This is a genomic window from Methylobacterium phyllostachyos (genome assembly GCF_900103445.1).
Taxonomy (GTDB): domain Bacteria; phylum Pseudomonadota; class Alphaproteobacteria; order Rhizobiales; family Beijerinckiaceae; genus Methylobacterium; species Methylobacterium phyllostachyos.
The window spans coordinates 287,174-302,207 of sequence record NZ_FNHS01000003.1 but is presented as its reverse complement, the minus strand read 5'-3'; the positions used below and the strand labels follow the sequence as shown (position 1 = coordinate 302,207).

Below are 15,034 nucleotides of genomic sequence, written 5' to 3'. Positions count from 1 at the left end.
TCCTGACCGTCGATGTAGAGCTGTCAGGTCTCCACGGCGCGCTTCTTCCGGTGGGATGCGCGCCCTATGGACCTGCGGGGGCCTGACGGCGGGCCCGGTTCACACGCCGGTCCGGGCGTGTCCCTACGGAAAACACCTCTACATTATCGGTGTGAGGTGGTGAAGTTCAATGACGGCAGGCATGCATCTGCGGTCTCGGCAAGTTTTGTGGCAGTTACGGTTGCGCCAACCAAGACTTGACGCCATCGATCGACCGGAACTCCTCCAATGCGTGAACCCGGGCCTCCGGGAGCGCGGAGCGGGCCATCGTGGCGAGGGCGTGGCCGGGGCCGAGTTCCAGGACCCGGTCGGCACCGTACTCACGGCAGGCCTCCAGGCAGGCGGCCCAGTCGAGGGTGCGCGCGATCTGCCCCGCCAGCTTCTCAAGCCCGTCCTTGCTGCGGAAGACGGTCGTGCCGTCCAGCCCGCTCACGAGGCGCGGCGCCCCGGGCGGCGGGTGATGCGCCGTCGTCTGGTCTAGGGCCGACCGGAACGCCTCCGCGGCCGCCGTAAGCAGGGGCGTGTGCGACGGCGTATGGACGGGCAGGATCACCGCACGCTGCGCACCGCGCTCAAGGGCCTCGCGACACAGGGCTTCGAGGCCGTCGCGGGCGCCTCCGACCACCCCGCTATCAGCGGCGTTGCGGATCGCGAGATGGCATCCGTGCCGGGCCGCCAGAGCGGCGAGCGCGTCGAGACTGAGGCCCCGGATGCCGGCCAGCCCGAACCCAGCGCCCGTGGCGGCATCCATGGCCTCGGCCCGGCATGCGGCGAGCTTCAAGACATCCTCGGGTGGGAACCGCCCGGCGACCCCCCAGGCCGCGAGGTCGCCGATGCTGTAACCCGCCACGATGGAACGGCCCACGCCGCTGAGCGTCCGCCACGCGGCCAGCGCCGCCACGCAGCACAGGATCTGGCCTGTGCGGTTCCCGTGCAGGTTCTCGCCGCCCGCGCGGACCAGATCGCGCGGGTCGCAACCCTGCAGGAGCGGCTTGGCGGCGGCGAAGATGGGCTGCGCCTCCGGGTGGTCGGCCGTCATGGCGAACATCGCGGGATGTTGTCCGCCTTGACCGGACAGGAGGATGGCCAGGGTCATGCGGTCGCCGGTTCGCGCAGGGCGGCCACGAACCGGAGCGTCACCTCGTCCAGGCTCTTGGCGAGGACCGAGCCACCCTCCGGCGCGTCGCGCAGCTCGCGCCAGTGCAAGCCGGTACCGTCGGCAAGCAGGATCTCACCGTCGAGGCGCATCGGTGCCGTTCGCGCGACGGCATCGAGCCCGGCAAGCAGTCCGGCAGGGACCGGCGTGGGGCACGGCCACAGCAGATCGAGATCGGAGGTCGCGGTGAGATAGGTGAGGCCAGTCACGGCCTCCCAGAGCAGGCTGCCGAACGGCCGCGGAGCGGCGCCGTGATCGCGTCCGAGGGCGACCAGGGCAGCGATGGTCGGGTGCCACGCTGAAGGGGCGCGATCGGCTGCCTCCGCCAAGCCGGGCGCTGCCATCCGTGCGAGAGCAGCGCCCGGCAGGGCGAGACCGATCCGCCGCTTGCCGTCGACGGGCGGCAGCGGCAGCCCGAGTGGGATCGCCTCGCCGCCCTCCCCCGGTACCCGCCGCCGCACGATCAGCGGGCGGCCCATCTCGGCCCATCGGGCGAGATGCCGGACATCCCTGAGATCCGGCCGGGTCTCAAGCCATGCCGCCCAGGCCGCCGGCTCGACGCGAACGAGATCGTGGCGGCGGAAGGACTGTGCCAAGGCCTGCCTCAGCCGCTTCGCGCCTGATCGATGACCGCGTCCGCAATCGCTTGCGCCATCGGTCGGCCGCCGCGCTCGGCGCCGAGGCGGTCGCGCGCATCGCCGGGTTCCAACCCGGCGATCAGATCGCGGATCTGCCCATGCAGGGGTTGTTCCGGGTCAAGGACCGCGTGGACCGCACCGGTCGCCACCATGTTGTCGAGGCCGGGCGCGAAGACCGGCGTCGACCGCGCCATCTCCGTGAGCCGGTCGAGGGGCAGCTTCGTCACCCGGGCAACCGAGGGCAGATCCATCACGCTCGGGTCGGCCCCGGGCAGAGCCGCGAGAACCCGGGTCGCCAGCGCCGTCGCGATGAAAGCACCAGCCGCCGAGTGGCCGTAGATCAATCCGATGGTCGGATGGCCCGAACGATCCGCCAGCAACAGAGCCTTGGCGAGGTGAGCCAGGCCCTCGTTCAGCCCGAGCAACTCGTCCCGGCGGCTCATGCGCTGGCTGTCGGAGTCGACCACCACCAGGATCGGCGTCCGACCGCCCGCCCGCACGGTGTCGAGCACCGAGCGGGCCAGGGTGAGTGCCCCGTCGATCCCGAGCGGGGTGTCGCCATCGACGCCGACGATCGCCAAGCTATTCCCTGCAAACGGCCCCGACCCGCCCACCAGCCCTTCGCGGACCGTGACGGAATGACCATCGGGAAACAGAGAGCCGAGAATCTCAGCGAGCGTCATGGTCGGCCTCCCTGACCCGGGCGACGGTCGCCGTGAAGGCATCCGTGTCCATCGCCGGCACCGTCTCCGGATCGTTGACGCCGAGTCGCCTCCAAACATCGGTCGCATCGCGGCAATCGCCGAAGCGCGCGACGCGGGCTTCGAGGCGCGCCTGCTCGGCCTCGAGCGTTTCGAGATCGAAGGACGGTGCCCGCCCGATCAGATCCAGGGCCGCCCGCCGGAACGCCGAGACCGTGTCGGCGCAGAACGCGTCGGCGCCCCCGGTCAGGCGACGGTGCTTCCCGCCCATGGTGCGCCAGACCAATGCCCGGTCGCGGGAGTCGAATTCTTCTGCGCCTTTGTTGGTCTCGATCACCTCCGGCCCCGACACCGAGATGCGGCCCCCCTCGGAGACGGCGAGACGCGAGCAGGTGCCGGCGATGAGGCCGCCGCCGCCGTAGCAGCCGGCCCGGCCACCGATCAGCCCGATGACCGGGATGCCGGCCGCGCGGACATCGACGATGGCCCGCATGGTCTCGGCGATGGCGGTCTCGCCGGCATTGGCTTCCTGCAGGCGGACGCCGCCGGTATCGAACAGGATGAGCACGGCCCTCGGCGTCAGCTCCAGGGCTGCCCGGAGCAGGCCGACCAGCTTGGCCCCGTGCACTTCCCCGAAGGCGCCACCCATGAAGCGACCCTCCTGGGCAGCGATCAGAATCGGGCTTCCGTCGAGCGTCGCGCGGCCGACCACGATGCCGTCATCGAAGGCGCGCGGGAGATCGAACAGCGGCAGATGCGGACTCATCCGACGCTCGGTCGGCGGCAGGAATTCGCGGAAACTGCCCGGATCGGCGAGCGCCACTACGCGCTGACGGGCGGTCGCCTCGTACCAGCTCAGGGCGTCCGGATCGGTGCTCGCGGCGCGCTCGCCAGCCATCGTCAGACCTCCATCAGCCGGGCGCCCTGAAGCAGGCGCAGCGATACGGTATCGGGGCGGGCGCCGCCGTCGTTGATGCTGATCCGGAGGCCTCCGGGCTGCGCCCGGGCAACGAAATCCGCCACCACCGCCTCCCAGACATCGCCGTAGCCGGCGATCGGCGTCTCGATGGCCACCTCGCAGGCATCCGGGGGCAGTACACGCTCCAGCAGGATCTCAAGGTTGCCGGAGGCCACCACGCCGGTAATCGCGTTCGGCAGCGAGCCGGCCAGCGGCTTTTTTGTGGTGTGGCGGAAGGTCAGGGATTCCATGGCCGGGTTCCGTGCAAGAGGATCCTTGATCCAAACCGGACACCTCGTCCTGAGACGCCGGAGCGAAGCGGAGGGTTCGAAGGAGCCCTCCTCACGAGGCCCGCTCACGCGGGTGCCTCAAGACGAGGGCGGGCATTGGCGCAGCGTGTACGGCTTCTCGTTTACCAGTTCCGGAACTTGGCCGGCGGCTCGTAGAGACCGCCGGACCAGTGGACCAAATCCTTGATCGACTTCGCCGCGAGCAACGCCCGGTCGGCGTCCAGCGGCTCGATGCCGAGATCCTCCGGCCGGCGGATGACGCCCCGGGCGCGCAGCTCTTCGACCTTCGCCCGATCGCGCCCCCGGCCGACCGCCGTGTAGCCGGCAACGCCGCGAATGGCCTGCTCGCGCTCGTCCGCATCCCGGCAGAGCAGGAGGTTGGCGATGCCCTCCTCGGTGACGATGTGGGTCACGTCGTCGGCGTAGATCATGACCGGCGCCAGTTCGAGACCGATCTTCTTGGCCAGATCGAGCGCGTCGAGCTTCTCCACGAAGGTCGGGACCAACTTGTCGCCGAAGGTCTCGACCAATTGTACCACGAGCTTGCGCCCGCGCATCAGCGCCGGGTCGCCGACGATCTGGCCCTCGCGGCCCGCCTTCATCCAGGCATCCGAGGGGTGACGGCGACCGTGTGGGTCCGAGCCCATGTTGGGGGCGCCACCGAAGCCCGCGACCCGCGACTGGGTGATCGTGGAGGAATGGCCCATCAGGTCGATTTGGAGCGTCGCCCCGATGAACATGTCGCAGGCGTAGAGACCGGCTGTCTGGCAGAAGGCCCGGTTCGAGCGCAGGCTTCCGTCCGCGCCGGTAAAGAAGATGTCGGGCCGCGCACGGATATAGCGATCCATACCGACCTCCGAGCCGAAGCAGTGGATCTGCTTCACCCAACCGGATTCGATCGCCGGGATCAGGGTCGGGTGCGGGTTGAGCGCCCAATGGGTCGCGATCCGGCCCTTGAGGCCGAGCTTCTCGCCGTAGGTCGGCAGGAGCAGCTCGATCGCCGCCGTTCCGAACCCAATACCGTGGTTCAGGCGCTTGATGCCGTATTCAGCGTAGATCCCCTTGATCGCCATCATGGCGATCAGGATCTGCGTCTCGGTCATGGCGGCCGGGTCGCGGGTGAACAGCGGCTCGACGTAGAACGGCGTGTCGGCCTCGACCACGAAGTCCACGCAATCGCCGGGGATGTCGACCCGCGGGACGGTGTCGACGATCTCGTTCACCTGTGCGACCACGACCCCGTTCTTGAAGGCGGTCGCCTCCACGACGGTGGGCGTGTCCTCGGTGTTGGGCCCGGTATAGAGGTTCCCCGCCCGGTCGGCCGAGACGCCCGCGATCAGCGCAACGTTGGGCGTCAGATCGACGAAATAGCGGGCGAACAGCTCCAGATAGGTGTGGACCGCCCCGAGCTCGATCTGGCCGCCATAGAGCATCTTGGCGATGCGTGCGCCCTGCGGTCCGGAGTAGGAATAGTCGAGTCGTTTGGCGATCCCGGTCTCGAACACGTCGAGATGCTCGGGCAGCACGATGCCGGACTGCACCATGTGGAGATCATGCACCTTGCCGGGATCGCAGGCGCTGAGACCGCGGGCCAGGCAATCGGCCTGCTTTTGGTTGTCGCCTTCCAGGCAAACGCGATCCCCGGGGCGCAAGATCGCTTCGAGCAGGTCGATCACTGCGGCGGCGGGTACGACCTTGCCGTCGGCATGGGCGCGCCCGGCTTCGATACGGGCGTCGCGGAGCTGCCGCTCACCGCGCCATTCGGTCATCTGCGCGCTCCCACTCGATATACGTCAGCCGACATAGCCTGCCACGTTGCATTTTCAAACCGGTCTTTATCACGGTTTCGTATACCGCATTGTTAATCTGTCAGCATTCTGCATATTTGCGCAAACGGCCAACGAGTCGGAACGGGAAGGTTCGCCCCATGCGGGACGCGTCGAGAGGGTCGCTGGGGGGCGGACGGTTTCCGGCCGGTCTGAAGGGTCAACGCCGATGATCGTGCTCGGTGTCGCCCTTCTGGCTGCCTGTACGCTGATCGGCGTCTATCTCGGTGACCTGCTCGGTCTCCTGCTTGGCGTGAAGGCCAATGTCGGTGGCGTCGGCATCGCGATGATCCTGCTCATCGCGGCGCGTCTTTGGTTGTCCCGGCGCGGAAGCTTGACCAAGGGCATTCAGTTCGGCGTCGAGTTCTGGGCCGGCATGTACATCCCGATCGTGGTCGCCATGGCGGCCCAACAGAACGTGGTCGCCGCCATGAGCGGCGGGCCGATCGTGCTGATCGCCGCGACGGGCTCCCTGGCCCTGTGCTTCGGCGCCGTGGCGCTCCTCAGCCGGATCGGCCGTCGCGACCCGGGCAGCGCCACGGTGGAGCATGGCGGATCGGTCATCGATGGCGGGACCGACCCGGTCGCGTCCGGCTCCGTCGCCCGGAAGGACTGACCGCTATGGAACACGCGATCTGGCACGGTCTCGAGCATGTCTTCGTCGAGCAGAGCCTCGTGGCCGCCTTCGCGGTGGTCGGCGCACTGATCCTCGTGTCGAACTTTGCAGCCAAGCACCTCACCAACGGGCGGGTCCACGGCTCGGCCATCGCCATCGTCCTGGGTCTGGTGCTGGCCTATGTCGGCGGCCTCTATACCGGTGGGAAGAAGGGCCTTGCGGACATCCCGGTCCTGGCCGGCATCGGTCTCATGGGCGGGGCGATGCTGCGCGACTTCGCCATCGTCGCCACCGCCTTCGAGGTGGACGTGATCGAGGCGCGCCGCGCCGGCCTGCTCGGCGTGCTGGCCCTCGCCCTCGGCACGATCCTGCCCTTCATCGTCGGCACCCTGACGGCCGTCGCCTTCGGCTATCACGACGCGGTCTCGATCACGACGATCGGTGCTGGCGCGATCACCTATATCGTGGGCCCCGTCACCGGCGCCGCGATCGGCGCGGATTCGACCGTGATGGCGCTTTCCATCGCCACGGGGGTGACCAAGGCCGTGATGGTGATGGTCGGAACCCCGTTGGTGGCGCGGCTGATCGGCCTCGACAACCCGCGCTCGGCCATGGCGTATGGCGGCCTGATGGGGACGGTTAGCGGCGTCGCCGGGGGGCTGGCCGCGACCGATCCCAAGCTGGTGCCCTACGGGGCGCTGACGGCCACGTTTCACACCGGCATCGGCTGCTTGGTCGGCCCGTCGATCCTGTTCCTGGCCGTGCGCGCCCTCGTCGGATGAGCGATCTACCGAGCGTTTCGGCCGCATTCATCACTGTGGATGAAGAGTCAGGACTTCGTCGTTTGCCCTAGGGACTGGAAGCCGCAGCAGGCAGATTGGTCTAGGATCAAAGGATGCACGGCGAATTTCAGAAAATCGATTCCGGGTTGCTGTCGGACCGGATTCGCGACGCGCTGACGGACGCCATCGCGTCAGGGTCGATCGCGGCGGGCACCGCGCTTGACGAGCAGAATCTCGCGCAGCGCTACGGGGCGTCGCGTACGCCCGTCCGGGAGGCTTTGCGGCAACTCGCGGCCTCGGGGCTCGTGGAGATACGGCCGCGCCGGGGCGTCGTCGTCGCCCGTCTGACGCCTCAGCGCATCGCCGACATGTTCGAGACCACCGCCGAGATCGAGGCGATGTGCGCCCGGCTTGCCACCTACCGGATGACACCGCTCGAACGGGGTCAGCTGATGGAGTTGCACGCGGATTCGGCCATGGCCGTATCGAGCGGCGACATCGATGCGTATGACCGATTCAACAGAGCCTTCCATGAAGCGCTCTACACCGCGACCCATAACGGCTACATGGCCGAGCAGGCGCTGGCGATCCGGGAGCGTCTCGCGGCCTTCCGGCGAACGCAGCTGCGCCATGCCGACCGGATCCGCCACTCCCACGACGAGCACGGCGAGATCCTCGCCGCCATCGCGGAAGGCGACGGCGAGACGGCGGCCCGGCGAATGCGGGCGCACATGCTGCGCGCGGCGGCGGCTTTGGGCCGCTACATTGCCGAGACCGGATGACTGAGGTTGCGCGCGGTCCGGGTGTCAGCCTCATCCCCGCGTGGCGGATCCCCCGAGGGCCTCGGCGAGCCTGCTGATCCGCTCGGCCGCGCGGCCGATTCCGGCCGCAGCCCGCTCCGCATCATCGTTCCGCCCCCGCTCGGCCGCTTCGGTGGCGCTGCGCAGCGCAGCGACCTCCGCTTCCAGGGTCTTGAACCGCCCGCGCAGCTCCGCCAGCTCGTCCGCGATCGTCAACGCCGCCATCACCTGCAGGCGCATGTCGCCGATCTCGCCGAAGCTCTTGCGCATCTCGCCGATGCGGCCATCAAGGCTCGCGGCGAGATCGGTCAGATGCGCCTCCTCGCCCTCCCCGCAAGCCATGCGGTAGTTGCGGCCATCGATGGTCACGTTGATCTGCGGCAAGGGTGGCTCCGGTAGACACGCCTGATGGCGCGGAGATCGGTCTCAGCGACGGCCGAGCACATCCTGGACGGTCTCGATCGCCCGGTCGAGCCGGTGCCCGACTTGGCCGGTCGTGGCGGTGACCTCCGCCAGCCGGGCGCTCGCCGCGTCCAGGGCGGCGGCGAGGCGGGCGCGGTCTTCGTCCATCAGCGCCAGCTCGGCATCCCGGTCGTCGGGCTCGGCGGCAGTCTCAAGGCGGTGCTGGACGACGGCGTCGATGCGGTTCACGGCCGCTTCCAGCCGGGCGAGTGCGGCGTCGATCACGCTGATCTCGGTCTCTTCCATGGTGTTTGGTCCGTCCCGGGCGGAAGCTTTCCGTCGAATGCAGTGGGAATTCCAGCGCAAAATAACCTCCGAACCCGGCATCCCCCGGCCCGGCCAATCGAACGCACGCATCGCTGCTTATTCGTCGGTGAATCCAAGGTCTTTGTCACGGCTTCGCGTTTGACAGGTCGGGGCGCCATGCTAGACAGCCGCGCGCTCCCGTGAGGGATTGCGCCCGACAGGCCGGATGGCCGGTTCGTGACAGTTCCGAGGCCTCCGCCGGGACCGTACGCTGCGACGGTCACAGGTGGCGAAGCCCGGCCTCTCCCGGCTCGGTTCATCGCCGGTTCAAGCCCGCCCGCCCAGATCCGCCCGGCCCGGACGGCAGAGAGGCGGGACGCCGAGATTCCCCGCGGGCCACCCCCACGGGCGGTGACGCGCGGCGGGAGCCGCATCAGGTAAGGAGTGACGCCGTGACGAAGGTTGCCATCAACGGGTTCGGACGCATCGGCCGCAACGTCCTGCGCGCGATCGCGGAAGCCGGCCGCAGCGACATCGAGGTCGTGGCGATCAACGATCTCGGCCCGGTGGAGACCAATGCCCACCTGCTCCGCTACGATTCCGTGCATGGCCGCTTCCCCGGCGAGGTCGCCGTCGATGGCGAGTTCTTGGTGGTAAACGGCAAGCGCATCAAGGTCACGGCCGTGCGCAACCCGGCCGAGCTGCCCCACCGGGACCTCGGCGTCGACATCGCGCTCGAGTGCACCGGGATCTTCACCTCGAAGGACAAGGCCAAGGCCCATCTCGACGCCGGCGCCAAGCGCGTCCTCGTCTCGGCGCCCGCCGACGGCGCCGACCTGACGGTGGTTTACGGTGTGAACCACGACAAGCTCACGCGCGAACACGTCGTGGTCTCGAACGCCTCTTGCACCACGAACTGCCTCGCGCCGGTGGCCCAGGTGCTGGACGCGGCGGTGGGCATCGAGCGTGGCTTCATGACCACGATCCACTCCTACACCAACGACCAGCCGTCGCTGGACCAGATGCACAAGGATCTCTACCGGGCCCGCGCCGCAGCCCTCTCGATGATCCCGACCTCGACCGGCGCCGCCAAGGCGGTCGGCCTCGTGCTGCCGGAGCTGAAGGGTAAGCTCGACGGCACCGCGATCCGCGTGCCGACCCCGAACGTCTCGGCGGTGGACCTCGTCTTCACGGCCAAGCGTGCCACCTCGGTCCAGGAGATCAACGACGCGATCAAGGCCGCCGCCGCTGGCCCGCTCAAGGGCGTGCTCGGCGTCACCGACCGGCCGAACGTGTCGATCGACTTTAACCACGACCCGCATTCCTCGACCTTCCACCTCGACCAGACCAAGGTGATGGACGGCGTGCTGGTGCGGATCCTGACGTGGTACGACAACGAGTGGGGCTTCTCGAACCGCATGGCCGACACGGCCGTGGCGATGGCCAAGCTCATCTGAGCTGCGCATCGGCGGCCGCCGCGTCCTGACGGGCCGGCGGCCGTTCCACTCTTCGGACGGCCTCTCTTCGAACCAGGGACTCTCCAGGGATGACCGACGCTTCGCAGGGCTCGTCGAGCGGGCCGGCTACCGTGCCGCCCGCCCCCAGGCCAGTGTCGCCTCCGCCTGTGGCGGCCGGCGCACCCACCGCCGCCGCCGGGCCTTCACACGCGCTTCCGGCGAACCAACTTTTCGATCAGCTCGCGCGGATCGAAGACAAATGCTCGCGTATCGAGGACAAGTACGCTCGTTCGGAGTCTTTGTTGTCCCGCGTCGAGGACAAGGTCGAGAACGCGGCGAACCGGATGAACGAATCCGCGCGCCAGTCCGACCTCGCGGCGCTCCGGACCGAGATGCGCGGTCTCGCCGAGCGGACCCGGCGCCTGCCCGGGACCGGCGCTCTGGTCCTGACGGCAGTCATCACGGCGATCCTCACCGTGGTCCTGATGGTCGCCGTCCAGCGCCTCAACCTCGACCGCCTGCTGCCGCAGCGGACCACCATCGGAACCACCGTCCAGTAAGCCCCCTCTCCTGCACAGGACCTCACCAGACCGCATGAGCGCCTTCCGCACCCTCGACGATGCCGGCTCCCTGACGGGCAAGCGGGTCCTCATGCGCGTCGATCTGAACGTGCCCATGGAGAACGGGCGCGTCACGGACGCGACCCGCATCGAGCGCGTTGCCCCGACAATCCGTGAGGTCGCGGAGCGCGGCGCCAAGGTGATCCTGCTCGCCCATTTCGGCCGGCCGAAGGGCAAGCGGGAGCCGAAGGATTCCCTGGAGCCGGTGGTGCCGGCGCTCGGGACCGCCCTGGGGCGGAACGTAGCCTTCGCGCCCGACTGCATCGGCGAGGAGGCCGCCAAGGCGGTGGCGGCGCTCAAAGACGGCGACGTGCTGCTCCTCGAGAACACCCGCTATCACGCGGGCGAGGAAAAGAATGACTCGGCCTTCGCCGATGCGCTCGCGGCCAACGGCGATGTCTACGTCAACGAGGCGTTCTCGGCGGCCCACCGGGCCCATGCCTCCACGGAGGGGCTGGCGCACCGGCTGCCGGCCTATGCCGGCCGCGAGATGCAGGCCGAGCTCGACGCTTTGACCAAGGGCCTGGAATCGCCACAGCGCCCGGTGATCGCGCTCGTCGGCGGCGCCAAGGTCTCGTCCAAGATTGACCTCCTCGAAAACCTCGTCGCCAAGGTCGACATGCTGGTGATCGGCGGCGGCATGGCCAATACGTTCCTGCACGCGCAGGGCAAGGCGGTCGGCAAGTCGCTCTGCGAGAAGGACCTCGCCGAAACCGCCACCCGGATCCTGGCGGCGGCCGAGAAGGCCGGTTGCCGGATCATTCTGCCGGTGGACGCAGTCGCCGCCTCGGAGTTCAAGGCTCAGGCGCCGCATGAGACCGTGCCGGTCGACGCCGTGCCCGAGGCGAGCATGATCCTCGATGCCGGCCCGCGCTCGGTGGCCGAGATCAACGCTGCCATCGACGATGCGAAGACCCTGGTGTGGAACGGCCCGCTGGGCGCGTTCGAATTGGCCCCCTTCGACGCCGCCACCGTTGCCGCCGCCAAACACGCGGCCGCGCGGACGAAGGACGGGCACCTCGTCTCGGTGGCGGGTGGCGGCGATACCGTGGCCGCCCTCAATCACGCGGGTGTGGCGCAGGCCTTCACCTACGTCTCGACAGCGGGCGGTGCCTTTCTCGAATGGTTGGAAGGCAAGGCGCTGCCGGGCGTCGAGGCTCTGCGCGCCGGGAACTGAGCTGGCGCCTTGCTCCCTCCCCCGGTCGACGCTGACCCCATCTGCACGACCGATCGGTGCCAGCCGGGCGGCGAGGCGATGGGACACGACCTCGAAAACGCGACTGACGAGATCCTGAACCGCATCCAGGCAACCCTTGCAGAGCTCGGGGTGCGGGCGATCTCGCATGTCGAGAGGCTTGACGGTCGGATCGATCGTCTCGATCTCAAGAGGCGCTGAGATTCAGGATTGGCGCCAGGTCGCGGGCATGCTGAAGATGCCCGGCAGGGCGGGCGGTTTCGACGCACGGGTCAACGCAGTCGGGCAACGCGTTGCGGCTCTAGAGAGCTGGGCAGGTGAGATTTATCCGGTGTGAAATGCTCAGTTCGGCTGCGGAGATTGACCGAAAGCGAAGCTCTCGGCAGACCGGGGCGATACAGCTCAGCTGAGAGCTCCGCGCCACGACCGGCGATCGGGCAGACGGCCACACGGAAACGGGAAGACAGGCACGATGGCACGCATCACCCTCCGGCAACTCCTCGATCACGCCGCTGAGCACGAGTACGGCGTGCCCGCCTTCAACCTGAACAACATGGAGCAGGGGCTCGCCATCATGGCGGCCGCCGATGCTACCGATTCGCCGGTGATCCTTCAGGCAAGCCGCGGCGCCCGCGCCTACGCCAACGACGTCGTGCTGGCCAAGCTGATCGACGGCCTCGTCGAGATCTACCCGCACATCCCGGTCTGCATGCACCTCGACCACGGCAACAACGAAGCGACCTGCGCCACGGCGATCCAGTACGGATTTACCTCGGTGATGATGGACGGCTCGCTGAAGGCCGACGGCAAGACCCCGGCTGACTACAACTACAACGTCGAGATCACCCGCAACGTCACCAAGATGGCCCATTGGGCCGGCGTTTCGGTGGAGGGCGAGTTGGGCGTGCTCGGCTCGCTGGAGAGCGGCCAGGGCGAGGCTGAGGATGGTCATGGCGCCGAGGGCACCTTGAGCCACGATCAGCTCCTGACCGACCCGGACGAGGCGGTGAAGTTCGTCGAGGCCACCAAGGTCGATGCGCTCGCGGTGGCGATGGGCACAAGCCACGGCGCCTACAAGTTCACGCGCAAGCCCGACGGCGAGGTGCTGGCGATGAACGTGATCGAGGAGATCCACCGCCGCCTGCCGACGACCCACCTCGTGATGCACGGCTCCTCCTCGGTGCCGCAGGATCTGCAGGACATCATCAACCAGTATGGCGGCCAGATGAAGCCGACCTGGGGTGTGCCGGTCGAGGAGATCCAGCGCGGCATCAAGCACGGTGTGCGGAAGATCAACATCGACACCGACAACCGCATGGCGATGACCGGTCAGATCCGGAAGGTCCTCACCGAGAACCCGTCCGAGTTCGATCCGCGCAAGTATCTCAAGCCCGCCATGGAAGCGATGACGAAGCTGTGCAAGCAGCGCTTCGAGGAGTTCGGCACGGCCGGCAAGGGGTCGAAGATCCGGCCGATCTCGGTGGCCGAGATGGCCAAGCGCTATGCGAGCGGCGCCCTCGATCCGAAGATCGGCGCTCGCTGAGCAGGCGTTCCCGTCGCGATGAGTAACAGAGCTCGCCTCGCCCTGATCGGGCCCCACGGCCTCGATGCGGAGGGCATGGACGGTTTCGTCACGGCCCTTAGGGCTGCCTGCGGCATCGGGGATGTCGCGGCCGTCATCCTGCGCCTTGCGGCCACCGACGAGCGCGGGCTGACTGCGCGCGTCAAGCAGGTCGCGCCGGTGGCGCAGGAGCATGGGGCGGCGCTGGTTGTGGCCTGCCCGGGCTTCACCGGCGATCTGGCTGCGGTGGCGATCCGCGGGGGCGCCGACGGCGTCCACATCGATAAGCCCCGCGATCTGAAAGACATGCGGGAGCGGCTGCGTGATGGCCGTATCCTGGGCGCGGGGGGCGTGGAGACGAAGCACGCCGCCATGGAGGCCGGCGAGGCGGGCATCGACTACCTGATGTTCGGCGGCCTCTATCCGGACGGCGTCGCGCCCGAGGCCGACACGGTTTTGGCGCGTGTCTCGTGGTGGGTCGAGATCTTCGAGACTCCCTGCATCGCCGTCGCGACGAGCGCCGAAGCGGTCGAGCCTCTGGTTGCGACGGGGGCGGAATTCATCGGCCTCGAGAGCACGCTGTGGCTGGCCGATAGTGCGGCCGTCGAGCAGGTGCAGAAGGCCCTCCAGCAGGCGCCGGTGCGATGAAGCGGATCGCCTACCCGGCCCTCGCTTTCGCGCTCCTGGCGCTGCCGGCCTGGGGGGCGGCGGGACCGTTCGATCCCGCCAAAAGCCCTGTGCCACCGTCCGACGGAACCAGCACCACGCCCGGCAAGAAGCCGATGCCGGAGCTGCCGAGCCCGTATACCAAGAACTACACACGCGGCGCCGTACCGCCGGCCAACGGGCAACCGGTCGATCTCGCCTACGGTGCCTATCAGCGGGGCCAATACGTCACGGCCTTCCGGGAGGCGACCAAACGCATCGAGGCGAACCCGAAGGACGCCGCCGCAATGACGCTCCTCGGTGAACTCTATAACCAGGGCCTCGGCGTCAAACAGGACCCGGTTAAGGCCGCCGAGTGGTACCGGCTGGCCGCGGCCCAGAACGACGCCGCCGCCATGTCGTCCCTGGGCCTCATGGCCCTCGACGGCCGCGGCGTGCCGAAGGATGCGAAGGCGGGCCGACGCTGGCTGGAGCAGGCCACGGCCCACGGCTCGCCGACGGCCGCCTACAATCTCGGCCTGATCCTGATCGGCACCGGCAACGCGGCCGACGAGGCGGCAGCCGCCGCGCAGTTCCGCAAGGCCGCCGATGCCGAGATCGGGCCGGCCCAGCATGACCTCGGCGTGCTCTACCTTCAGGGGCGCGGCGTACCCAAGGATCCGTCCAAGGCCGCGGAACTGTTCCGCCGCGGCGCCGACAACGGCGATCTCGCCAGCGAGGTCGAGTACGCGATCCTGCTGTTCAACGGCATTGGCGTGACCAAGGACGAGCGCTCGGCGGCCCGCTACTTCCTGCACTCGGCGTCGCGGGGTAACGCGATCGCACAGAATCGGATCGCGCGGCTCTACGCGGTCGGCCGCGGCGTTGCGAAGAACCCGGTGGAGGCCGCGGCCTGGAATCTTGCTGCCGCCGGCCAGGGCCTGTCGGATGCGTGGCTCGACCAGACACTCTCCGGCCTCTCCGCCGACGAACGGACCCGTGCCGAACGATTGGCCAACGAACGGATCGAGCAGCGCTGAGT

Annotated in this window: 18 protein-coding genes; 10 read left to right on the top strand and 8 right to left on the bottom strand. The window is 68.6% G+C overall.

What is annotated here, in order from left to right:
• Nucleotides 1-214: 214 nt before the first annotated feature.
• The 6 genes from BLQ49_RS06715 to mdcA all read right to left on the bottom strand — a co-directional run bounded on the left by BLQ49_RS06715 (nucleotide 215) and on the right by mdcA (nucleotide 5,551).
• Nucleotides 215-1,135 (bottom strand): acyltransferase domain-containing protein, encoded by a 921-nt coding sequence (locus BLQ49_RS06715; protein ID WP_091714384.1) that lies wholly within the window; start codon nucleotides 1,133-1,135, stop codon nucleotides 215-217.
• The gene (gene mdcG, locus BLQ49_RS06710) at nucleotides 1,132-1,791 is read right to left on the bottom strand and encodes a malonate decarboxylase holo-[acyl-carrier-protein] synthase (RefSeq protein WP_091714383.1); all 660 of its coding nucleotides are present in this window, start codon (nucleotides 1,789-1,791) and stop codon (nucleotides 1,132-1,134) included. Before mdcG ends, BLQ49_RS06715 begins: the two co-directional genes overlap by 4 nt.
• 8 nt (nucleotides 1,792-1,799) lie before the next feature.
• The gene (mdcE, locus tag BLQ49_RS06705; RefSeq protein ID WP_091714381.1) at nucleotides 1,800-2,516 is read right to left on the bottom strand and encodes a biotin-independent malonate decarboxylase subunit gamma; all 717 of its coding nucleotides are present in this window, start codon (nucleotides 2,514-2,516) and stop codon (nucleotides 1,800-1,802) included.
• Nucleotides 2,503-3,432 (bottom strand): biotin-independent malonate decarboxylase subunit beta, encoded by a 930-nt coding sequence (locus BLQ49_RS06700; RefSeq protein WP_091714380.1) that lies wholly within the window; start codon nucleotides 3,430-3,432, stop codon nucleotides 2,503-2,505. The genes mdcE and BLQ49_RS06700 overlap by 14 nt, the downstream gene beginning before the upstream one ends.
• Nucleotides 3,433-3,434: 2 nt before the next feature.
• Nucleotides 3,435-3,743, bottom strand: a complete 309-nt coding sequence (gene mdcC, locus BLQ49_RS06695) for a malonate decarboxylase acyl carrier protein (protein ID WP_091714378.1) — start codon at nucleotides 3,741-3,743, stop codon at nucleotides 3,435-3,437.
• A 161-nt stretch (nucleotides 3,744-3,904) separates the two neighbouring features.
• Complete coding sequence (gene mdcA / locus BLQ49_RS06690) at nucleotides 3,905-5,551, bottom strand: malonate decarboxylase subunit alpha (RefSeq protein ID WP_091714370.1); 1,647 nt, start codon at nucleotides 5,549-5,551, stop codon at nucleotides 3,905-3,907.
• Between the two features lie 226 nt (nucleotides 5,552-5,777).
• Here mdcA and madL point away from each other — a divergent pair, with 226 nt between their 5' ends.
• The 3 genes from madL to BLQ49_RS06675 all read left to right on the top strand — a co-directional run bounded on the left by madL (nucleotide 5,778) and on the right by BLQ49_RS06675 (nucleotide 7,788).
• Complete coding sequence (gene madL / locus BLQ49_RS06685; protein WP_091714369.1) at nucleotides 5,778-6,224, top strand: malonate transporter subunit MadL; 447 nt, start codon at nucleotides 5,778-5,780, stop codon at nucleotides 6,222-6,224.
• 17 nt (nucleotides 6,225-6,241) lie between these two features.
• A complete protein-coding gene (madM, locus tag BLQ49_RS06680; protein WP_091714541.1) occupies nucleotides 6,242-7,006 on the top strand; it encodes a malonate transporter subunit MadM in 765 nt (254 codons plus the stop codon).
• 113 nt (nucleotides 7,007-7,119) lie between these two features.
• Nucleotides 7,120-7,788, top strand: coding sequence for a GntR family transcriptional regulator (locus BLQ49_RS06675; RefSeq protein WP_091714367.1), 669 nt, complete (start codon nucleotides 7,120-7,122; stop codon nucleotides 7,786-7,788).
• A gap of 30 nt (nucleotides 7,789-7,818) precedes the next feature.
• On the opposite strand, the gene BLQ49_RS06670 is transcribed toward BLQ49_RS06675, so the two are convergent.
• Nucleotides 7,819-8,190, bottom strand: a complete 372-nt coding sequence (locus tag BLQ49_RS06670) for a cell division protein ZapA (protein ID WP_091714366.1) — start codon at nucleotides 8,188-8,190, stop codon at nucleotides 7,819-7,821.
• A 42-nt stretch (nucleotides 8,191-8,232) separates the two neighbouring features.
• Nucleotides 8,233-8,514, bottom strand: a complete 282-nt coding sequence (locus BLQ49_RS06665; protein WP_091714364.1) for a DUF4164 family protein — start codon at nucleotides 8,512-8,514, stop codon at nucleotides 8,233-8,235.
• Between the two features lie 452 nt (nucleotides 8,515-8,966).
• Between BLQ49_RS06665 and gap the strand changes: the two genes are divergently transcribed.
• The 7 genes from gap (at nucleotide 8,967) to BLQ49_RS06635 (ending at nucleotide 15,032) form a co-directional block, all read left to right on the top strand.
• Nucleotides 8,967-9,971: a type I glyceraldehyde-3-phosphate dehydrogenase gene (gene gap, locus BLQ49_RS06660; RefSeq protein ID WP_091714363.1), complete on the top strand. Its 1,005-nt coding sequence runs from the start codon at nucleotides 8,967-8,969 to the stop codon at nucleotides 9,969-9,971.
• 89 nt (nucleotides 9,972-10,060) lie between these two features.
• Nucleotides 10,061-10,531, top strand: coding sequence for a hypothetical protein (locus tag BLQ49_RS06655; protein ID WP_091714361.1), 471 nt, complete (start codon nucleotides 10,061-10,063; stop codon nucleotides 10,529-10,531).
• 34 nt (nucleotides 10,532-10,565) lie between these two features.
• A complete protein-coding gene (locus BLQ49_RS06650) occupies nucleotides 10,566-11,768 on the top strand; it encodes a phosphoglycerate kinase (protein WP_091714360.1) in 1,203 nt (400 codons plus the stop codon).
• 9 nt (nucleotides 11,769-11,777) lie between these two features.
• Complete coding sequence (locus BLQ49_RS28855; protein ID WP_143012214.1) at nucleotides 11,778-11,987, top strand: hypothetical protein; 210 nt, start codon at nucleotides 11,778-11,780, stop codon at nucleotides 11,985-11,987.
• A 271-nt stretch (nucleotides 11,988-12,258) separates the two neighbouring features.
• Nucleotides 12,259-13,329 carry a class II fructose-bisphosphate aldolase gene (gene fba, locus BLQ49_RS06645; protein WP_091714358.1) on the top strand — a complete coding sequence of 357 codons (1,071 nt, stop codon included), beginning with the start codon at nucleotides 12,259-12,261 and terminating at the stop codon, nucleotides 13,327-13,329.
• 18 nt (nucleotides 13,330-13,347) lie between these two features.
• Entirely contained in the window at nucleotides 13,348-13,995 is a 648-nt protein-coding gene (locus tag BLQ49_RS06640) for a thiamine phosphate synthase (RefSeq protein ID WP_091714357.1), read from the top strand.
• Complete coding sequence (locus BLQ49_RS06635; protein WP_091714355.1) at nucleotides 13,992-15,032, top strand: tetratricopeptide repeat protein; 1,041 nt, start codon at nucleotides 13,992-13,994, stop codon at nucleotides 15,030-15,032. The genes BLQ49_RS06640 and BLQ49_RS06635 overlap by 4 nt, the downstream gene beginning before the upstream one ends.
• The last annotated feature ends 2 nt before the right edge of the window (nucleotides 15,033-15,034 follow it).